Source organism: Bacillus sp. PK3-037, from assembly GCF_054161355.1.
The window spans coordinates 3,058,229-3,079,033 of record NZ_CP096408.1 but is presented as its reverse complement, the minus strand read 5'-3'; the positions used below and the strand labels follow the sequence as shown (position 1 = coordinate 3,079,033).

The following is a 20,805-nucleotide window of genomic DNA, read 5'->3' as shown; positions in this document are numbered from 1 at the left end:
CTGACGAGATAAGGAGATGGGGATGGATGTTTTCAGTATTGAAAAAGCTGGGCTGGTTTTTTAAAGCCTACTGGCTGCGCTATACCATTGCGATTGTGCTTTTATTATGTGTAAATGTACTTGAAATGTTTCCGCCTAAATTGTTGGGGAACGCCATTGATGATATGAAATCGGGGGAGTTTACCTCAGGCGGGCTGCTGTTTTATGTCAGTGTATTTTTAGGTTTGACGGCGGTGGTGTATATCATGTCTTATTTTTGGATGCACCAGCTGTTCGGCGGAGCGAATGTGATGGAAAAAATTCTCCGCTCTAAGCTGATGGGCCATTTGCTGAAAATGGCGCCCCCGTTTTATGAAAAATACAGAACAGGAGATTTAATGGCGCGGGGGACAAATGATCTCCAGGCTGTCAGTTTAACGACTGGTTTTGGCATTTTGACATTAGTCGATTCCACAATGTTTATGATGACGATCTTTTTGACGATGGGGTTTTTGATCAGCTGGAAGCTGACGCTTGCAGCCATAATACCGCTTCCCATTATGGCTGTTGCGATCAGCATATACGGAAGTAAAATTCATGAAAGGTTTACAGAGGCACAAAATTCTTTCGGAGCGCTGAATGACAGAGTGCTCGAATCGGTCTCGGGTGTGAGAGTGATTCGCGCTTATGTGCAGGAAACGAATGATGAACGCCGTTTTAATGAAATGACGGCCGATGTGTACCGGAAGAATATGAAGGTAGCCTTTATCGATTCTCTGTTTGAGCCGACTGTTAAGCTGCTTGTCGGCGCCAGCTATCTGATTGGGCTGGGGTATGGAGCGTTTCTTGTTTTCCGTAATGAGCTGACGCTTGGCGAGCTTGTTTCCTTTAATGTCTATTTGGGCATGATGATTTGGCCGATGTTTGCGATCGGTGAATTAATTAATGTGATGCAGCGCGGCAACGCGTCCTTAGATCGGGTAAATGAAACCCTTTCTTATGAACCGGACGTGACAGATCCGAAGCGGCCGTCTGATTTAAAAGAGCCTGGAGATATCGTTTTCAGCCATGTCAGCTTTACATATCCAAGCTCAGCAAATGTGAATATTCAAGATATTTCTTTTGCCGTGCGAAAAGGGCAGACTGTCGGGATTGCCGGTAAAACAGGGAGCGGTAAAACGACGATCATTAAGCAGCTTTTGCGCCAGTATCCAGCCGGTGAAGGGAGCATCACATGTTCAGGTGTGCCGATTGAGCAGATTCCTCTTGACCGGCTCCGCGGATGGATTGGATATGTGCCGCAGGATCATTTGCTGTTTTCCCGGTCTGTAAAAGAAAACATCTTGTACGGAAAGCTTGACGCAAGTGATGCTGAGGTAAAGAAGGCTGTTTCAGAAGCTCATTTTGAAAGAGACTTGCAAATGCTTCCGGCCGGTCTGGAGACAATGGTGGGTGAAAAAGGCGTCGCACTCTCTGGAGGGCAAAAACAAAGAATTTCAATCGCGAGGGCGCTGATGGCGAATCCGGAGATTTTAATCCTGGATGATTCTCTATCCGCTGTAGATGCTAAAACGGAGGCGGCTATTATCAGTAATATCAGGAAAAACCGCCAAGAGAAAACGACATTTATTCTGACGCATCGTTTATCAGCTGTGGAGCATGCCGACCTCATCCTTGTGATGGACGACGGCGTGATTTCTGAGAGAGGCACACATCAAGAGCTGATGGCCAATAACGGATGGTATCGGGAACAATACGAAAGGCAGCAGCTGTTCACTGCAGATGAAGGAGGAGCGGGGGCATGAACACGGGAATAACATTATGGAGATACGCACTCCTATATAAAAAATTGCTGATTATTGCCGTCCTGTTGCTTGCGATTGCAGTCGGGGCAGAGCTGACCGGACCGTTTATCGGCAAAAAAATGATTGACGACCACATCCTCAGCATTGAAAAAACATGGTATGAGGTCTCGGAAAAAGATAAAAATGCAGTTGAATTTGACGGCACCTTCTATGTCAGGGAGGACCGGATGCAGGGAGCGGCTGCTAAAGAGAAAGAAGCGCATATTTATCAAGTGGGAATGGCGTTTTATTTCGTTGATCAGGCTGTCAGCTTTGACGGGAACAGAACCGTTTCTGACGGAAAGCTGACGATCACTAATGGGAACGAAAGCAACGCGTATCCTGCTGAAAAGCTGACAAAGCAGGAGATTTTTCAGTTCTATAAGCCGGAAATGAAGGGGATGACGTTTCTTATTTTTCTGTATGCCGGTTTGCTTGTCTTCTCGGTATTTTTCCAATATGGGCAGCATTATTTATTGCAGATGAGTGCCAACCGTATTATTCAAAAGATGAGACAGGATGTGTTTTCCCGCATTCAGAGACTGCCGATTCGCTATTTTGATAATCTTCCCGCGGGCAAAGTAGTCGCAAGAATTACAAATGATACCGAGGCAATCAGAGATTTATATGTAACAGTGCTGTCAACGTTTGTGACAAGCGGTATATATATGATCGGGATATTTACGGCGTTGTTCCTGCTGGATGTAAAGCTCGCGTTTTTATGCTTGGCGATTGTGCCGATCATCTGGCTGTGGTCGATCATCTACCGGAAATACGCTTCCTATTACAATCATCAAATCCGTTCGCTCAATAGTGATATTAATGCAAAAATGAATGAGTCCATTCAAGGCATGCCGATCATCCAAGCTTTTCGCCATCAAAAAGAAACAATGAGAGAGTTCGAGGAATTAAATGAATCTCATTATTACTATCAGAACAGGATGCTGAATTTAAACTCCTTAATGTCACACAACCTTGTGAATGTGATCCGCAACCTTGCGTTTGTCTGTCTGATCTGGCATTTTGGCGGCGCAAGCCTAAACGCGGCAGGAATTGTTTCCATCGGTGTGCTGTACGCGTTTGTGGATTACTTAAACCGCTTATTCCAGCCGATTACAGGTATCGTCAATCAGTTTTCTAAGCTGGAACTGGCGCGGGTGTCCGCCGGGCGTGTTTTTGAACTGCTTGAAGAAAAGGGAACGGAAGAAGCGGGTGAACCGGCGAAGGAGCGCGCGCTGGGGCGGGTTGAATTTAGAGACGTATCATTTGCTTATCAAGAAGGAGAAAATGTTTTGAAACACATTTCCTTTACAGCGCAAAAAGGCGAAACGGTAGCGCTTGTCGGCCATACCGGATCAGGCAAGAGCTCGATTTTGAATATCCTCTTCCGCTTTTATGATGCGCAACAAGGGGATGTGCTTATCGATGGGAGAAGCATTTACAGCATGTCAAGGCAGGAACTTAGATCCCATATGGGGATTGTGCTGCAGGACCCGTACTTATTTTCAGGAACAATCGGTTCTAACGTCAGTCTGGAGGATGAAAGAATTTCAGAAGAAGACATCATAGAAGCACTGCGGCAAGTCGGGGCTGAGTCGCTTCTTGAAAAGCTTCCGAAAGGCATCAGCGAACCTGTCATAGAAAAAGGCAGCACGCTATCCTCAGGAGAGCGGCAGCTCATTTCCTTTGCGAGAGCTCTGGCGTACGATCCCGCCATTTTGATTTTGGATGAAGCAACGGCGCATATTGATACGGAGACAGAGGCTTTGATCCAGAAGGCACTGGATGTAGTGAAACAAGGGCGCACGACATTTGTCATTGCCCATCGGCTTTCAACCATCAGAAACGCGGATCAAATTTTAGTGCTTGAAAAAGGAGAAATTGTTGAGAAAGGGAATCATGAGGAACTAATGGCGCTAAAAGGGCAATATTATCAAATGTATGAGCTGCAAAAAGGACAGAAGCACTCCATTGCATAGCTTTCAAAAACCCAAGACATTCAATGTTTTGGGTTTTTGTACGCATTAATAAGCCAGTCCTACCCGGCAGCCGATATAGTCTCCTGTAAGAAGCTCGTGATACAGAAAAGCCGCAGTGTCGCCGACAGTGATCTTTTTGCCTTCCGCCGGCAAGACGTTGCGCTCTGCACGGTATTCACCTGCTGCTTCTCCGTCGGGGAGATATGTGGGGCAGATCATGGTCCAGTCTAAGGATGAATCTCTAAGCATATCATATACCTTTGCATGCTCCTTGGCAGCGCGGGTCAGCTTTCGTTTTGATTCATTTGTTTCAAATCGGTATTTTCCTGGTTCACATCGTGAATTAAGAATGCCCGCGGTGCCGATCGTGATGAGCCGTTTGATATGCTGTTCCTGCATAATGGCAAGAATATGCGTCATGGCAGCTGACAACGTATCGTCGCCATCTGTACCGAGACAGCTGATGACGATCTCAGCATCCTTCATGACTTCTTTCACATCTTCCCGGCAGCGTGCATTCCCGATAACGATCCGTTCTTTCGGCAGGCCAAGTTTATCATTCGATGATCTGATCAGAGCGTAAATATCAAGTTGTTCATTGGTGCCTGCCAATCTTAAAAAGGCTTGTCCGACACGGCCGGCTGCGCCAAATAAGGCAATTTTCATGAAAAAACCTCCTCGCCCCTCATTATAAAAGGAGGTACTCAGTTTGAACAGCGCGGGAAAGAATACCTGTACAAAAAGACAGAACGATGGGAAACATATTCATTAATCATGGATATACTTACGAACTGCACCAGCTCCCAATTCACAATAGCGATGAATGGCACCTTGATTCCCTCCCTTTTCTCCTAGGATATGTGGTGTAGGAAAAAAGGGTGACAAATATAAAGAAGGCGCGGAAACCGCGCCTTCTGTCAGCCATTTATTGAATTGTTATTGTACGCGGCCGCCCATGTTCTGCTGAGCGAAAGATACTAAACGTTTTGTGATTTCTCCTCCGACAGAACCGTTAGCGCGTGAAGTCGTATCCGCTCCAAGGTTAACGCCGAATTCAGAAGCGATTTCAAGTTTCATTTGGTCGATAGCCTGAGCTGCGCCAGGTACTAGTAATTGATTTGAAGAGTTTTGGTTTGCCATGTGTAAAATCTCCTTTTTTATTTGATATGGTTGGGTTAACTGGAGTTGCACCAGTCTGTGGACCCGTCTCGGGTGTCACTGCCGTCTCGGCGTAACCCAATGCTTTGCCGGCTTGTTACTACGTATTATGTTAGATTTGACTGAAACTCATGCGGGGATTTTAGTGGTAAATCTTGAGAAGGCATAAAAAAAACTTAGCCGCTCAGGCTAAGCTAATCGTAAATATGAAAAAGCATTAATTCATGTATCTCGTTTTTGAGTGCAGGCTCATCAGCACGGGCGGGAAACAAATCTCCCCATTCAATCTCGCCGCTTTTATGATAGATGCCCTCGTAATGCATGCCTTTATAGTAAAACGAAATTGTCCATCCGGGCAGTTTTTGTTTTTGAAACAAAGGTTTCCAGCTGAAATGAGAAATCATCAGGGGTCACGCTCCTTGAACTTGATATCAATTGACATGGATACGGACGAATTACATTCATTGTATCATTGTTGCAAAACATCATTGAAGGGGCTTTATGATGAACTTGTCCTTGCGTTGAATAAACTTCAAGCCCGCTTTTGCATAAAGCGGGCAAATTAGGATGGCCACAGCGATTCATGGGAAGTAATGGCCATCTTCGAAAGATATGAAGCATATTCAAAGCTTCTTCGTTTTGTCAAAGAATCGACAGATTGCAGACTCGGATGAGAAAAAATACTGCGGCCCGGACGTGAATTCGCTTCAAACATCCATACCTTACCATTTTGGTCAATGCCAAAATCAAAACCGATCTCGCCGATGAACCCTTCGATATGGTCATGGAGCACTTGGCTGGCGGTCAATGCCGCCGCAGAAAGCTTTTTAATGACATGTATTCGTTCCGCCGGATCATCGTATACTTCGGCCAGCGTTTTCACTTTTCCGCCATTGGATAGGTGTGTTGTAATGCTGTTTTCTCCTGAGATTTTTACTGCGATGGCGGTCACAGTCCATTTGCCTTTACTGTTTTTATTCGTATGAACGCGGAAATCAGCTGGTTTTCCCTGAAATTCAATCAAATTTACCCCTTGCTGAACGAGAAAGACAGCGGGATCATGCTGTTTTTGAAATTCATCCAGAAATGCGGAAGCATCGGGATAATCGATTGAAGAAAAAGATTTGGCATCATTCGTATGTTTCACAGTCAAACCGGATTCCGTTTTTGCGAGCTGATAAATCCCGGTGCCGAGTGCTCCGTCCGCCGGTTTTATATAAACCTTGCCGAATGAATCACTCAGCTCTTCAATCCGCTCAACAGTAGGATGAAGGATTGATTTCGGTAAGTAAGGAGCCGTTCTCGGGTCTTTTTCCAGCAATTGATGAACATCCCATTTGTTGAAAAATGTTTTATTGAACCATGGGATTTGATATTCATTGATCAGCCGGTTTTTTGTATTCTGCAAGACAATTGAGTTCTCGATTTTTCTATTCGGCAAACGGTCATACACGACGTTCGGCAGCGGGACAATGTGTTTCTCCCAGCCATTTTCCCTGTATAGAAGCGCTTCAATCGTCCCTTCCTGCCAATTGATTTGGTGCGCGCCGAACACGAAGCAATAGCTTCCTGTTTGTTCATGCAAAGTGAGCAGTTTAGAAAAAAAGAGAGAACGGTCCTTAAAAGGGCGCTCAAGTGATGCGGTAAACCCCGCGGTGAAGATGCCGATTAACGGACCAATGTGCACCGAATGATCATGAATGAGAATATCAGCCCGGCTGCGATGCGGTATCAACAGTTCGTGAAACAGATTTTCAGAGAGGAGCACTGTCTGTTCGAGATTTCGTCTGAAAGTAACATGGCATCTGACAACCTTCGTTCCGAATGAGGCAGACAAAAGGCCGTCTTGCTTCATTGCGGAGGGCAGAAACAGAGTATTTTCACTGTTTTTGTCTATGCCGATCAAAAACCGTTTACGATTCACGCGGAAGGACTCCTTTCTGATTTTGCAGCGAAAATAGATATTTGCACCGCTTAAGAGGACAAGTATATAGATGTTCTTTTTTCTCAGGGGAAACATGAAGTATTGATTTTCTGCCTGGTTTAGAATTGATATCCAAGATCCAGATCCTACCGTCTTTCGCAAGGCATATATCCAGACCGAGTTCAAATAATGGCCCATATCGCTCATCAAGATAATACGGAACCGATTGGGTAATCGAGAATACGTCATCCAGTAAGACTACCTGCTGTTTTTTCGGGATATTTTCAAACCATGTATCAAATGTAAGCGTATCCGATCCGCCTGATAAATTGGCCAGCAGCCCGTTTTTGTATCCGCGTCTCACTGCCTTTCCGATGGTATGCCATTCACCGTCCTCATTTTTTTGCATAAATAGCCGGATATCACAAGGGTATTGCTCCTTATCTTGGATATTTAAATAAGGCTGCATCAAATATTGGTGCTGAAGCACTTTTTTGCACCAAGTTTTAAATGAAGCTTGGTTGGAAAAGGATTTTGTCTGTTTATCCTTTCCGATATGGTAGGTGGCGGTTATGTTTTTCTTGCCAAGCTCCAGAAGTATCACTCCTCTGCCGCCAGCACCGAACGCTGGCTTTAAAATACAGGCTTTTTCTTTCGATAAATACGAATGGATTTGTTCAAATCGGCTCACTTTCATGGTTTCCGGAATGTAAGGATTGATCACAGAATGCTCCTGCAAATCTTGAAACACAGTCCATTTATCAGGAAGACCCCGCCCGATAAATTCGGTTTTCGGATATTTTTTGAGCCATTCAACGATCGGCTTTGCTTTTTGTGATTGTGAATCCTTCCCATAAAAACAGCGGTCATAAATATAATCGGGAATCGCAAGTTCTGTTTCGTTCCAATTGCTGCTCGCTGGATGATATACCAGCGCTTTGACACGCAGGGTGTCAGGCAAAATGTCAAACGGTGTAAAGCGGATCAAACGTATGCCGAATTCGGGCGCTCTTGTGGCCAATTCTGCAGAATAATCCTGCTCGTGCTGGCGGGTTAAGGACATAAAACCGAGTGTTATCATGGTGAGACTCCCCCTTTTATTAAAAAGCTGCCGGCGGGTGTCAGCAGCTTTACGCTTCAAAAAACATCAGGAACACAGCTGTCGGTAGTCTACTTTACAGATTACGATTCAGCATCTTGCCCTATTCCTGTTAAACAAGCTGATTTTATGGCCATATGTTTTGTCTCCTTGTTTGCTAAGTGATCACACCAACCTCTATAATACAAATAGGTCATTCTATTTATGAAAAGTAAAAGCACAGATGGAGGCAGATGAGCAGGAATGGGTATTGCAGGAACCTTTATATTTATGATCGTGATCGGCGCAGTGATCGGCGCGGTGACCAATCATTTAGCAATTCAAATGCTATTTAGGCCGTATAAGGCATATTATTTGTTTGGAAAACGAGTCCCTTTTACTCCGGGATTGATTCCGAGAAGACGTGATGAGCTTGCGAAACAAATGGGGCTGATGGTGGTAAACCACTTATTAACGCCTGAGGGTATTAAAAAGCGGCTTGTTTCAGATTCAGCCAAAAAGCAGGCGCTTCAAGTCGGAGAACAGCTGATTCAAAACCTGTCGCTATCTGAAATGACAGTAAAAGAAGCGCTTGAAAAAGCCGGAGTAAAGCATCCGGGTGAAGCGGCAGACGCCTGGATCAGCCGCTGGACGGATGATAAATTGAATGAACTTTTCCGCCGATATGAGCATCAAACGTTAAAAGAAGCACTGCCATTGGAAGTGCAGGAAAAGCTTGAAGAGAAGATACCGATGATTTCAGGCTATATTTTGTCGCGAAGCATTCATTATTTTGAAAGTGAAGAAGGAAAAATCCGTCTCGGCAATATGATTGATGATTTCTTAAAAGAACGCGGTATGCTTGGAAGCATGGTGCAAATGTTTCTCGGCAATTCAAGCCTTGTTGATCGCGTGCTGCCGGAGCTTCTGAAGTTTTTGCGGAATGAGGAAACGAATAAGCTGCTTTCTGATCTTCTGAAAAACGAATGGGGCAAGCTGAAGGAGTATACATTTAATGAAGCGGACGAAAAATGGAACGCAAAAGTACTAATCTTTAGCCTGAAACAAAGAGTGCTGCAAGCATTTTCAACTGCTCCGTTTTTTGAAAATACAATTGGCTCGCTTACAGCCCGCTATGAAAATGATCTGAACCATCGTATCCTGCCGGCGCTTTTAGACAAATTGCTTGAGGGGATTTCAACCAATCTTGAAAGTGTATTAAAACGAATGCGCCTTGAGGAAATTGTAAAGGAGCAGGTGGATCAGTTCCCGGTACAGCGTCTTGAAGAAATGGTGCTGTCGATTTCGAAAAAAGAATTTAAAATGATAACCTATTTGGGCGGCCTTCTCGGCGGAATCATAGGTGCAATTCAAGCGTTGTTTGTCATCCTTTTTTAAGAAGAAACGGGTTTCGATTAATGAAAGGAGCTCCATAGTCTGTTATAGTGGAGTGGTATGTCAATCGGCAATAATGAAAGGAGCTATTTACATGGCTGTTAATTTTTACGATGTAGCGTATGATCTGGAAAATGCATTGCGCGGGAGCGAAGAGTTTACCCGTTTAAAAAACTTGTATGATGAAGTAAACGCAGACGAGTCTGCGAAACGGATGTTTGAAAACTTCCGTGATGTGCAGCTGAGACTTCAGCAAAAACAAATGGCTGGAGAAGAAATTACAGAAGACGAAGTGCAGCAGGCTCAAAAAACCGTTGCGCTTGTGCAGCAGCACGAAAAAATCTCTCAGCTGATGGAAGCGGAGCAGCGTATGAGTATGCTGATCGGCGAATTAAACAAAATCATCATGAAGCCTTTAGAAGAGCTTTACGGCAGTGTCGAAGGCTAATGATTCAAAATCCCTTCTGGATAAGAAGGGATTTTTTTATTCGTTCAGCAAACTAGAAAATCCAGCGATTTCTTTACCTCTCCATTGATGATCACTGATAATGTATGAATTCCGTTGTAATGTTTTCTTGTAGATAAATCCTTAAAGGTTTGTGTTTTGGTATATGATTTTGTTTCGTTTTTTCGTATATTAGTTTCTGTTATTTTAAATACCTTTCGATGATGCTGGCCTCTGGCTTTTACGTAATCAATGGCGTACTCAATTCTTACTTTCTGATCCCTGTCTGAATGAATATGAAAAGTAAACTTGAGGGTTTCGCCAATAGAAATACGGCTGGACTCGCACGTTAAATCTTGCAGTTGAATCGAGTCAGCATCGTGATAGCCAAAAAGTGATAAAGCCTGTTTATCGCCTTTTTTTAACAAGGTCCGGTAAGCGTGTTTGATGATCCAGTCTGTATGAGGGTGTGTTCCATACCATTGTTCTGCGACTTCTCTCAGCAAGTGGGGATGCGTTTTTGATATATCGTTAAGGTTGTTGGCCACACTTTTTCTCACATACAAAGACTCGTCCTGCATCAGCTGCTCAAGGATCGGCAGCACGGGGGAGGGGTCCGATTTCAAAGCGGGTATCGATTTTCCCCATGGGAGGCGGGGCCTGCTTCCTTCACTCGCAAGTCTTCTTACGTGCTCATTTTCATGCTTAGACCATATCAGCAATTGTGCAATCATTTTTTCCTGATTTAAAAACAAAAAAGGCCTCACAGCAAATTCTGAAGTGGAATATGCCGTAAAGTATTCTAACGCCTTTATTGAATCATCCCAATGCTCTAACCCATACTGCTCCACATAATCAGGAAATATGATTCCGCTGAGTCCCTTAAAATGAGGAGCTGCATCCCATAATACTGCAAGCGCTTCGCCATAATGTTTCGGCAGTGTTTCGTATAAAGCAACGGTGATGCGGCGCATGCGTTCTTTTAATGCGAGCTCAGGCCATTCTCCCGTCATTAAGAGTTCCTCGAATTTGTCTTTGTTGAATGCTGGATAGGTTTCTTTTACAGTATCTGTCAATCGAGAGATCAGTTCTTGATTATAAATTTCTTTTAATACAGTCATTGGACCACCGCTTTTTTCATTTAATGTTTATATTGTATACGAATGTACGTTCCTATTCAAGTAGTGAAATCCAATAATTAACATTACACGCTACCTTAGTTACACAGATATTGGTTGCTTTTTTTAGTTAAAAAAACCCTTGTCATCTGCAGAGAAAACTGGGATAATAACATTGAAAGCGCCTACACTTACCTATTTCAAATGGATACGGTCGCATATCATGCCGTTATATAGAGGGGATAAGCAACAGAGAGTAAGTGTTCGGAGCGCATCATTGGTCAAATAAGGGGTTCCTGATACATGATTTTTCGTAAATCGAAATAACGATATTAGGGAGAATGGCTGCTTCGATCGTATCCTATTATGATTGCGTATATAAAGTCTGCTGAGTCAGGCTTTTTTTGCTTTGCAGAAAAGGTTGTTCTAAACACAGAGACAGGGTCATATCCTATACACAAGTACAGTCATCAAGGAGGGGGACATCTCTGTGTCAAAACAATTGCTTGCCTTAAACATAGATGGAGCGCTGCTTCGGTCGAACGGGAAAATTCATCAGGCAACGAAAGACGCGATTGAATATGTTAAGAAAAAAGGGATTTACGTCACACTTGTCACCAACCGCCATTTTCGCTCAGCTCAGAAAATAGCAAAATCGCTGAAGCTTGATGCAAAGCTGATCACCCACAGCGGCGCCTATATCGCTGAGAAAATAGACGCGCCCTTTTTTGAAAAAAGAATTTCTGACGATCATACTTTTAATATCGTTCAAGTGCTTGAGAGCTATCAATGCAACATCAGGCTTCTTCACGAGAAATATTCGATAGGAAACAAGAAAAAGGTCAATTCAAATTTGCTTGGGAAAGCGCTGATCCACCCGTCAGATCCCATCTTTTACCCGGTTCAGTTTGTTGAATCGTTAAGCGATCTTCTAATGGATGAACCGGTGAGTGCGCCCGTCATCGAAGTATATACAGAACATGATATTCAGCAAGACATTACAGAAACGATTACAAAAGCCTTCCCGGCGGTTGACGTGATTCGCGTAAACGATGAGAAGATGAACATTGTTCCAAAGGGAGTTTCGAAGGAAGCGGGCCTTGCACTTGTTGCTTCGGAACTGGGGCTGGGGATGGAGGATGTAGTCGCTATCGGCCATCAGCAAGACGATCTTCCGATGATTGAGCTTGCCGGACTTGGGGTTGCGATGGGGAACGCTGCACCGGAAATTAAGAGAAAAGCCGATTGGGTCACAAGGTCAAATGACGAGCAAGGCGTCGCATATATGATGAAGGAATATTTCCGTATGCAACAGCGAAAAGGATTCCTCGATAAGTTCCACATGAAACGCGTATAAAAAAAGCCGCTCGCGCCCAAACAGGTGCGGCGGCTTTTTTGCCGGATTGATTTTAGCTGTTTATTTCTGTACACTAAAGAAAGTTTTGAATCTGATAAATTAGGTGATGAAGTTGCAAATGAAAATAGAAGGCATACACGATGACCGCCTTCATCGGCCGCTGCAAAATATCGCAAATTTGTTTTATGAGGAATGCGATCTTGTCTACGGCGGAGAGGAGCCGGAAGATTTTGTCATCTCTTTAGCGTGCACGCAAACGGATGAGCATGTGACGGTTTCAGGAGAAGTGAAAGGAACCGGAATTAAGGAACACCATAGTAAATCTTTTTCTCCTGATATGAATGAAAAAGAAGCTTTCAAACAAGTGAAAAACACAATTTCTTATGTTTACTTAAATCTTCTTCAAGCGCATACGGGCATGACGCAAAAGTGGGGAATCCTCACGGGAATCCGCCCGACGAAGCTGCTTCATAAAAAGCTGCAAAGCGGGATGCCGAAGGAACAGGCGCATGCAGAATTGAAAAAAGACTATTTAATTCATGATGAGAAAATTGAATTGATGCAGCAAATTGTCGACAGACAGCTGGCGGCAGTTCCTGATTTGTATCAAGTAAAGGACGAAGTCAGTATTTATATCGGCATTCCTTTCTGCCCGACCAAATGCGCGTATTGCACATTCCCTGCATACGCCATTCAAGGACAAGCAGGCAGAGTCGGCTCATTTTTATGGGGGCTGCATTACGAAATGCAGAAAATCGGCGAATGGCTGAAGGAGCATGACGTCAAGGTCACAACCATATATTTTGGCGGCGGGACGCCTACAAGCATTACAGCGGAAGAGATGGATCTTCTGTATGAAGAAATGGTCCGCTCCTTCCCGGATGTGAAAAACATTCGGGAAATTACTGTGGAAGCCGGCCGCCCCGACACGATTACTGAAGAAAAACTTGCCGTGTTGAACAAATATGATATTGACCGGATCAGCATTAACCCGCAATCCTATGAAAACGAAACGCTCAAGGCAATCGGCCGTCATCATACGGTGGAAGAGACCATTGAAAAATATCATCTGTCACGCCAGCACGGCATGAATAATATCAATATGGATTTAATTATCGGTTTGCCTGGCGAAAGCGTGAAGGAGTTCAGACACAGTCTTTCAGAAACCGAGAAATTGATGCCGGAATCACTGACTGTTCACACCCTTTCCTTTAAGCGGGCGTCAGAAATGACAAGAAACAAACATAAATACAAAGTTGCCGGGAGAGAAGAGGTTTCTCAAATGATGGATGATGCGGTAGCTTGGACGAAAGAACATGGATACGTGCCTTATTATTTATACCGCCAGAAAAATATTCTTGGAAATCTGGAAAACGTCGGGTACTCGATTCCGGGCCAGGAAAGCATCTACAACATTATGATTATGGAAGAAGTGCAGACGATTATCGGTATCGGCTGCGGTGCGGCAAGTAAATTTATTGATCCGGATACAGGGAAAATCACACACTTTGCCAATCCGAAAGACCCGAAATCATACAATGATCGATTTGAGCACTACACGGACGAAAAGATCAAATATTTAGAGCAGATTTTTGAGAGAACGACAAAGCAGCACTGATCACAGTGCTGCTTTTTTTTATCCTCGCTGTTTTTTCACAGGCTGAACGTCCGGCTTCCATTTAAACACCTTGTTCAGCTGGCGGTAAATCCATTTTGACTCTTTTGTTAATAATGGCCCTAAAATCGCCAGAATGAGGACATATAAGGCGGCGAACGGCTTTAATGTGGCTGACAGGCCGCCGGCTATGCCGAGGTTGGCAACGATAATCGAAAACTCTCCCCGTGATACGATCGTAAGACCGATATTGGATGAGGCTTTATGAGAAAGCCCTGCGCGGCGTCCAGCCACCATTCCGGCGATAAAGTTTCCGAATATGGTCAGGATCACAGCTCCCAATGCCAGCCAAACCGCTTCACCAAGTGAAAAAGGGTCTATGCTGAGGCCGAAGCTGAAAAAGAACATTGCGCCGAAAAAGTCGCGAAACGGAACGACAAGGTGCTCAATCCGATCGGAATGCTCTGTTTCCGAAAATACCAAACCGAGCAGCAGCGCGCCGATGGCTTCTGCCACATGAATTGTCTCTGAAAATCCGGCGATGAAAAAGAGCGCTGCAAAAATGACGATAATAAACACTTCATTCGAGCGAATGTCCAACAGCTTATTCAACAGCGGCGGGAGCTTTCTGGCCGCGATAAAAAACAGCAGCATATAGCCAAATGCGATCAGAATTGACAAAAGCGCGCTCCCGACTGATGTCGCGTCTCCAAGCACAAGGCCGGAAACAACAGACAGATACACGGCAAGGAAAATATCCTCAAACATAATAATGCCGAGAATCAGCTCGGTTTCCGGGTTGGCCGTTCTTTTTAAATCGACCAGCACTTTTGCGACGATCGCGCTTGAAGAAATGGTGATGACGCCTGCCAGCACGAGGACTTCCAGAAAAGAAAACCCGGTGATAAAGCCATAAAGCAGGCCGAGGCTGAAGTTAATCAAAATATAAATTGATCCGCCAATTGCGATGGATTTTCCAGACTTGATCAGCTTTCCGACAGAGAATTCAAGTCCGAGATAGAAAAGGAGGAAAAGCACGCCCATCCGCCCGAAAAACTCAATGATTTCACTGCTTTCTATAAACGTGAGGTCAATGATCCCGACTTTAGGGGCATGAGGGCCAAGCAGCATCCCTAAAATAATGAGAAACGGGATAATTGAAAACTTAATTTTATTTGCGATGACACTGGCAATTGCCACAAGCACAAGCGCGGTTCCGACTTCAAAAACAAGATGATCCATCCGCTGATCACACGCCCTCTCTAGAAAGAAAATCATGAGTCAGTTTCTTCAGATGCTTTCTTTCACCTGAGAGGACAAGGGTATCATCTTCTTCAATCACCGAGTCCGCACCCGGATTTAAAAACTTTTGCTGGTTGTGTTTAATGATGGCGATGACAGTGACATCATAGTTTTGACGGACATCAAGTTCGCCGAGGGTGCGCCCGATTGACTTCGCACCTTTTTCCACCTTAAACCATTCAATAATGAGGTCGCTAAACGCCATCTCGATGGATTCCAGAGCCTGCGGCTTATAGACCATGCCGCCCAAAATGGCGGCAATTTGCCTTGCTTCAGAATCATCCAATGAAATATTGGAAAGAAGCTCATCGGGATCCCGGTCATCAAACCGATAGATTTCCCTTCTTCCGTCATCATGAATGATAATCGTCATTTTTTCGCGGTTTCTTGTTTCAATTTCAAATTTTTTGCCGATTCCCGGCAGATCGTTTTCTTTTATATTCAATGAAAATCCCTCCGAATGTAGTGTAGTGTTGGCATAAAAGATAGGGTACAAACAAAACGGTATACATTCATATTCGGAGGTAATTAGACTGGTATTTGACAGGGACGGCACAAACCCTTTCCAGCCTGTTGATGTGAGGATCATCATGCGGCTTGACAGATAACGTTCTGATCGACTGCGCCAATGGATTGTACTCTTTCATAAACTCCGCCAGATGCAGACTGCCCGGTGAAGGCGTTTTGGCTGATTGTGATTCTTTCGGATATGAGGCCATTGGCACATAGCTGTCAGTGCTTGCATCAAACTGGGAGGGCAGGACCACGTCAGAAGGGGGAAAGCACACCATAAATAAGCTTAATAGAAAGCTGATTAGCAATTTATCCATGTTACCTTCCCCCTTTTTCAGTCTATATCCCTTCCATTTCACTATATAAAACTTTATGTTCCCATTCAAATGATATGCATTTTTCAGTATCTATTGACCTTGAAAAATAAAAAAGGTTTCTTTAAGGACGGCGGGGAATGTATATGAGAAAGAAAAAAAGAAAGCGTATACATGGAGGTGTTTCATATGGATTATATTCAATATGAACTGAAGGGGCCTGTGGCAGAAATTGTGCTGAATCGCCCTGAAGCACATCACGCCTTGAATGAGCAAATGCTTTTCGAGCTGAAGGAGGCGTGTGAAAAGGTTTCTGAAAGCGAGGCGCTCATCGTCCTCCTGAGAGGTACCGGAAAAGGTTTTTCGGCAGGCGGTGATATACGGATGATGACCTCTGATCATGATCCTGATCAATTTAGGCAGCTGATGGATACGATCGAAGCCGTCACTTTAACGTTATACGACATGAAAAAAGTGACAATTGCCGCTGTCCATGGTGCTGCCGCGGGACTGGGCTTGAGTTTAGCACTTTGTGCTGACATTGTGCTTGCGGAGAAAAATGCCGTTCTTGCAATGAACTTTATCGGCATCGGCCTTGTTCCTGATGGCGGGGGACATTATTTGCTGAAAAAAAGGATTGGGGAAGCGAAAGCGAAAAAGCTGATTTGGAGCGGGAAAAAGCTATCCGCTGAAGAAGCGGCTGGCATGGGTCTCTTGGATGGAACATTTAACGGAGATCCTGCGGAAGGTGCAAGACCTTATGTTGAAACGCTTTTAGCCTCGCCCCTATTGGCAATGATTGAGACGAAAGCCATTTTTCAAAGCCTCCATATTGATGAATTGAAGAAGGTGCTGGCTCTTGAACGAAGTGCCCAGGAGAGAATGAGGAGGACAAAAGATCACCAGGAAGGAATCCGTGCATTTTTAGAGAAACGGGAGCCGAAGTTTCAAGCATAACAGATCAGCCGGGAAGCTGATCATCTCTGAAACAAAATCAGCTTTCCGGCTGCATTCACTAAACGATGGGTATGACTATGAAGCTCTTTTTCCTTTAACAGGGCTTCACCCTGCTGTTTTGCCGCATCTTCGTTTTCCGCCTCAAATCGCTCGTTTATCAGTGTTTCTCCCGAAGGATCAAAAGCCGTAAGAAAATACTCCGCCATCATATTTCGCCTCCACCTTCATCATTTATCGTTCTTTCCTCATTTATATTCTAACAAGCAAACCAAAATCCTTTATTATGTTTTAACCAAATATAGTATATAATGGGTCAGGGAAGGAGGAGATTCGGTGCTGACGATTGATCACGTAACGAAGACATTTGGAGATTATAAAGCGGTTGACGGTTTGAATTTGGAAATTCCGGAACAGCAAATGTTTGGCCTCTTAGGCGCAAACGGAGCGGGAAAAACGACGACTTTTCGCATGATTCTCGGCTTATTAAGTATTACGGAGGGTACGATCAGCTGGAAAGGCCGTCCCGTCAACTACAGTATGAGCAACAAAATCGGATATTTGCCGGAAGAGCGCGGACTATATCCGAAAATGAAGGTAAAGGACCAGCTTGTCTATCTGGCAAGATTAAAAGGCATGGAGAAACGCGAAGCCGTAAAAGAGCTTGGAACATGGCTTGAACGCTTCAATATAACAGAATACGAGAATAAAAAAGTAGAAGAGCTTTCAAAAGGAAACCAGCAGAAAATCCAGTTTATTTCGTCGGTTTTGCATAAGCCTGAGCTGCTGATTCTCGATGAACCATTCAGCGGGCTGGACCCTGTCAATGTCGAGCTGTTGAAGGAGGCTGTTATCTCTTTGAAAAACAGCGGTGTCTCGATTTTATTTTCCAGCCATCGGATGGAGCATGTCGAGGAGCTGTGTGAGCACCTTTGTATTTTGCAAAAAGGGAAGCCTGTTGTGCAAGGCAGACTGAAGGAAATTAAACGTTCATTCGGCAAAAAGAATGTGACCATTCATTCCGATGACGATCTGCATTTTTTACAGGGGCACGAGGGAATTACGCAATGGAAAGAAACGGCCGGCGGCGTAAAGCTGCAAATTGCCAATGAAGACATCTCTCAAGAGATCTTCGCCATGCTCCAAGGAAAAGGTTTTATTCGAAAGTTTGAGCTTGAAGAGCCGTCACTCCATGATATTTTTATAGAAAAGGTGGGGGCCGTCTATGAATAAATTTTTGATCATGCTTTCTCATACATACAAAAATAAGATTATGGCAAAGTCTTTTATTATTTCTACTGTCATCACGGTTCTGCTTGTATTGGCTGTCACCAATTTAGAATCGATCATTTCTATGTTTCAAGGAGAAGATACAAAAGAGAAAATTGCTGTTATTGATGAAACAAACGAATTATATCCGATTTTCTCAAAGCAGCTGAAAGCAGTCGATACAGACAGCGATCTTGATGTGAAGCAGTCTAAGCAATCAGAGGAAAAGGTTATAAAGCAAGTCAAAGAGGAAACGCTTGATGGGATGCTCATTATTAAAAGAGATGAAAAAGGGACGATCTCAGGGACGTACAAAGCGTTAACGATTTCGGATGAAAGCACGTACCAAACACTGCAGCAGGCGTTAACGCAAACAAAAACCGCTGTTGGAACAGAGGAGCTCGGCGTTTCGCAGGAAACCATCAGCAGTCTCTATGCGCCTGTCACTGTCGGGCAGGAGGCGCTGAAAGAGGGAGCAAAGTCTGAGGAAGAGCTGGGGCAGGCGATGGGGCTTGTTTACATTATGCTGTTTGTCATATATTTCTCCGTTATTATGTATGCCAGCATGATTGCGATGGAGGTTGCGACCGAAAAATCTTCGCGTGTCATGGAAATCCTCATCTCAAGCATGCCGCCGATCCAGCAAATGTTTGCAAAGCTGTTAGGCATCGGGCTCGTCGGAATAACACAGCTTGCTGTCATTATTTCTGCCGGATATCTATCGCTGAAGCTGAACAAAACGAGCGAAACGGCTTCATCTGTCGGCGGTTTTCTTAATCTGACCGACGTTCCCGTTTCTACCGTGATATATGCTGTTATTTTCTTTTTGCTCGGTTACTTTTTATATGCGACACTGGCCGCGTTTCTTGGCAGCGTCGTCAGCAGAATAGAGGACGTGCAGCAAACGATCACACCGATGACGCTGTTGGTGGTTGCCGGTTTTATGATTGCCATGTTCGGACTAAACGCTCCGGACGCAGGATTTATTACGGTCACATCGTTTATCCCGTTCTTTACGCCGATGATTATGTTCTTGCGCGTCGGCATGCTTGATATTCCGTTTTGGCAGGCGGCTGCCGGCATCGGGATAACACTGCTCACCATTATCATACTTGCCGTCATCGGCGCCAGAATTTATAAAGGCGGCGTCTTGATTTACGGCAACTCAAGCGCGTTTAAAGCAATCAAACAAGCGCTGCGTTTGTCAAAAAGCTGATTGGAAAACAGCCTGGGGATGCTCAGGCTGTTTTTGATTGTATTCGTTTTGACAGAACGTGCATTCGTAAGAAATCGGTGCTAAAATAAGGGTACTTCATCCTGGAAAGGAGCAGAATGTTGACTGATCTAACCTTTATTCATGCGGCAGATCTTCATCTCGACAGCCCGTTTTACGGGATATCGCATCTGCCGGAACCCATTTTTGCCCGGATCAAAGAAAGCACGTTTTCAAGCGTGAGACATATCATAGACGCTGCAATCACAGAGAACGTTGATTTCGTTTTGCTGGCGGGGGATTTGTTTGATGAGGCCAATCGAAGTTTAAAGGCGCAGCTCTTTTTGAAAAAACAGTTCGATAGACTTAGAGAGTACGGGATTTCAGTCTATGTGATTTTTGGGAACCATGATCATCTCGGCGGAGAATGGACGCCGATTGAATGGCCGGAGAATGTTCACATGTTTACATCCCCAGTCCCTGAAGAAAAATCGTTTTATAAGGATGGCAGGCGCGCAGCAAGCATTTACGGTTTCAGCTATCAGACCAGAGCCGTGACGGAAAACCAAGCCGCCCGCTACCGGAGATCAACTGACGCGCCCTTTCATATCGGGATGCTCCACGGCACGTTATCAGGATCTGAAGGACACGATCCATATTGCCCGTTTACTCAGGATGATCTTGTGAAAAGCGGGATGGATTATTGGGCGCTTGGCCATATTCACAAACGCCAGGTTCTTTCTGCCGGGAATCCGGCCGTGATATATCCGGGAAATCCTCAAGCGCGCCATATGAAGGAGACAGGAGATAAAGGCTTTTATCTTGTCCGTGTGGAGCGCGGAGATATTTCCTATGAATTTAAGAAAGCGCATGACGTCCTGTGGGAGAAAGCAGAAGTTGATGTGTCAGCGATAGAGAATATGACGGCGCTCTTTCAAATTGTCGAGGACACGTTTTCAAAGCTGCGGAAAAAAGGGACTCCTGCTTGTGTGAAGCTCGTATTACAGGGGATCGCGCCAGAATGGTTATCGGATGCGCCGAGAGGTTCACTGGACGAGCTCCTTGAAGCCTTTCAGGAGCAAGAGGTAGACGAGGAGAATTTTATATGGCCGCTCTCATTGGAAGATGAGACGGAAAATGAAGCAGAGCTTAAGAGCCTTGATCCTTTTTTCGGCGGTTTATTGGAAGACATTGAACAGACTGATCTTGCAGGCGTGCTGGAAGGACTTGAACGGCATCCTGTATATAGGAGACACGCAGACCGGTTTAGTCAAGAGGAGATAAAGGAAATAAAAGAGCAGGCACAGGTTTTATTGAAAAGACAGCTTAAGGTGCTTGAGTTATGAGG

21 protein-coding genes are annotated in these 20,805 nt (G+C 44.5%); 10 read left to right on the top strand and 11 right to left on the bottom strand.

Features of this window, described 5'->3' with window-relative positions:
• Positions 1-26 precede the first annotated feature (26 nt).
• Both M1D69_RS15870 and M1D69_RS15865 read left to right on the top strand, forming a co-directional pair.
• Positions 27-1,784 (top strand): ABC transporter ATP-binding protein, encoded by a 1,758-nt coding sequence (locus tag M1D69_RS15870; protein WP_458105548.1) that lies wholly within the window; start codon positions 27-29, stop codon positions 1,782-1,784.
• Complete coding sequence (locus M1D69_RS15865) at positions 1,781-3,802, top strand: ABC transporter ATP-binding protein (RefSeq protein WP_458105549.1); 2,022 nt, start codon at positions 1,781-1,783, stop codon at positions 3,800-3,802. Before M1D69_RS15870 ends, M1D69_RS15865 begins: the two co-directional genes overlap by 4 nt.
• Before the next feature lie 45 nt (positions 3,803-3,847).
• On the opposite strand, the gene M1D69_RS15860 is transcribed toward M1D69_RS15865, so the two are convergent.
• From M1D69_RS15860 to M1D69_RS15835, 6 genes are all read right to left on the bottom strand, one after another.
• A complete protein-coding gene (locus tag M1D69_RS15860; protein ID WP_458105550.1) occupies positions 3,848-4,468 on the bottom strand; it encodes an NAD(P)-dependent oxidoreductase in 621 nt (206 codons plus the stop codon).
• A gap of 38 nt (positions 4,469-4,506) precedes the next feature.
• Positions 4,507-4,632 carry a hypothetical protein gene (locus M1D69_RS15855; protein ID WP_081638264.1) on the bottom strand — a complete coding sequence of 42 codons (126 nt, stop codon included), beginning with the start codon at positions 4,630-4,632 and terminating at the stop codon, positions 4,507-4,509.
• 106 nt (positions 4,633-4,738) lie between these two features.
• Positions 4,739-4,942 (bottom strand): beta type acid-soluble spore protein SspB, encoded by a 204-nt coding sequence (sspB, locus tag M1D69_RS15850; protein WP_010333571.1) that lies wholly within the window; start codon positions 4,940-4,942, stop codon positions 4,739-4,741.
• A gap of 212 nt (positions 4,943-5,154) precedes the next feature.
• Positions 5,155-5,364 (bottom strand): YheE family protein, encoded by a 210-nt coding sequence (locus tag M1D69_RS15845; RefSeq protein WP_024120758.1) that lies wholly within the window; start codon positions 5,362-5,364, stop codon positions 5,155-5,157.
• A 158-nt stretch (positions 5,365-5,522) separates the two neighbouring features.
• Positions 5,523-6,884, bottom strand: coding sequence for a YheC/YheD family endospore coat-associated protein (locus tag M1D69_RS15840; protein WP_069486318.1), 1,362 nt, complete (start codon positions 6,882-6,884; stop codon positions 5,523-5,525).
• Complete coding sequence (locus tag M1D69_RS15835; protein ID WP_458105551.1) at positions 6,874-7,965, bottom strand: YheC/YheD family endospore coat-associated protein; 1,092 nt, start codon at positions 7,963-7,965, stop codon at positions 6,874-6,876. The genes M1D69_RS15840 and M1D69_RS15835 overlap by 11 nt, the downstream gene beginning before the upstream one ends.
• A 261-nt stretch (positions 7,966-8,226) precedes the next feature.
• Between M1D69_RS15835 and M1D69_RS15830 the strand changes: the two genes are divergently transcribed.
• Together M1D69_RS15830 and M1D69_RS15825 are read left to right on the top strand one after the other, a co-directional pair.
• Positions 8,227-9,360, top strand: a complete 1,134-nt coding sequence (locus tag M1D69_RS15830) for a DUF445 domain-containing protein (protein ID WP_458105552.1) — start codon at positions 8,227-8,229, stop codon at positions 9,358-9,360.
• Positions 9,361-9,451: 91 nt separating this feature from the next.
• Positions 9,452-9,805, top strand: a complete 354-nt coding sequence (locus M1D69_RS15825) for a YlbF family regulator (RefSeq protein ID WP_010333576.1) — start codon at positions 9,452-9,454, stop codon at positions 9,803-9,805.
• Positions 9,806-9,849: 44 nt separating this feature from the next.
• Here M1D69_RS15825 and M1D69_RS15820 read toward each other — a convergent pair whose 3' ends face one another.
• Positions 9,850-10,923: a DNA alkylation repair protein gene (locus M1D69_RS15820; RefSeq protein WP_458105553.1), complete on the bottom strand. Its 1,074-nt coding sequence runs from the start codon at positions 10,921-10,923 to the stop codon at positions 9,850-9,852.
• A 487-nt stretch (positions 10,924-11,410) separates the two neighbouring features.
• Between M1D69_RS15820 and M1D69_RS15815 the strand changes: the two genes are divergently transcribed.
• Both M1D69_RS15815 and M1D69_RS15810 read left to right on the top strand, forming a co-directional pair.
• A complete protein-coding gene (locus tag M1D69_RS15815) occupies positions 11,411-12,277 on the top strand; it encodes a Cof-type HAD-IIB family hydrolase (protein WP_059336402.1) in 867 nt (288 codons plus the stop codon).
• Between the two features lie 112 nt (positions 12,278-12,389).
• Positions 12,390-13,895, top strand: coding sequence for a coproporphyrinogen III oxidase (locus M1D69_RS15810; protein WP_458105554.1), 1,506 nt, complete (start codon positions 12,390-12,392; stop codon positions 13,893-13,895).
• An 18-nt stretch (positions 13,896-13,913) separates the two neighbouring features.
• On the opposite strand, the gene khtU is transcribed toward M1D69_RS15810, so the two are convergent.
• From khtU to M1D69_RS15795, 3 genes are all read right to left on the bottom strand, one after another.
• On the bottom strand, positions 13,914-15,134 hold the full coding sequence (gene khtU / locus M1D69_RS15805) for a K(+)/H(+) antiporter subunit KhtU (RefSeq protein ID WP_010333580.1): 1,221 nt from the start codon (positions 15,132-15,134) through the stop codon (positions 13,914-13,916).
• 7 nt (positions 15,135-15,141) lie between these two features.
• Positions 15,142-15,639 carry a K(+)/H(+) antiporter subunit KhtT gene (gene khtT / locus M1D69_RS15800; RefSeq protein ID WP_010333581.1) on the bottom strand — a complete coding sequence of 166 codons (498 nt, stop codon included), beginning with the start codon at positions 15,637-15,639 and terminating at the stop codon, positions 15,142-15,144.
• 67 nt (positions 15,640-15,706) lie between these two features.
• A complete protein-coding gene (locus M1D69_RS15795; RefSeq protein WP_458105555.1) occupies positions 15,707-16,024 on the bottom strand; it encodes a hypothetical protein in 318 nt (105 codons plus the stop codon).
• 186 nt (positions 16,025-16,210) lie between these two features.
• Between M1D69_RS15795 and M1D69_RS15790 the strand changes: the two genes are divergently transcribed.
• Positions 16,211-16,978 carry an enoyl-CoA hydratase gene (locus tag M1D69_RS15790; protein WP_458105556.1) on the top strand — a complete coding sequence of 256 codons (768 nt, stop codon included), beginning with the start codon at positions 16,211-16,213 and terminating at the stop codon, positions 16,976-16,978.
• A 20-nt stretch (positions 16,979-16,998) separates the two neighbouring features.
• Here the strand turns inward: M1D69_RS15790 and M1D69_RS15785 are convergent, their stop codons facing one another.
• The gene (locus M1D69_RS15785) at positions 16,999-17,184 is read right to left on the bottom strand and encodes a YhzD family protein (protein WP_059336506.1); all 186 of its coding nucleotides are present in this window, start codon (positions 17,182-17,184) and stop codon (positions 16,999-17,001) included.
• A gap of 127 nt (positions 17,185-17,311) precedes the next feature.
• On the opposite strand from M1D69_RS15785, the gene M1D69_RS15780 reads away from it, so the two are divergent.
• From M1D69_RS15780 to M1D69_RS15770, 3 genes are all read left to right on the top strand, one after another.
• On the top strand, positions 17,312-18,208 hold the full coding sequence (locus M1D69_RS15780) for an ABC transporter ATP-binding protein (RefSeq protein ID WP_044156564.1): 897 nt from the start codon (positions 17,312-17,314) through the stop codon (positions 18,206-18,208).
• Entirely contained in the window at positions 18,201-19,460 is a 1,260-nt protein-coding gene (locus tag M1D69_RS15775) for an ABC transporter permease (RefSeq protein WP_024120770.1), read from the top strand. The genes M1D69_RS15780 and M1D69_RS15775 overlap by 8 nt, the downstream gene beginning before the upstream one ends.
• Positions 19,461-19,576: 116 nt before the next feature.
• A complete protein-coding gene (locus M1D69_RS15770) occupies positions 19,577-20,803 on the top strand; it encodes a metallophosphoesterase family protein (RefSeq protein WP_458105557.1) in 1,227 nt (408 codons plus the stop codon).
• The last annotated feature ends 2 nt before the right edge of the window (positions 20,804-20,805 follow it).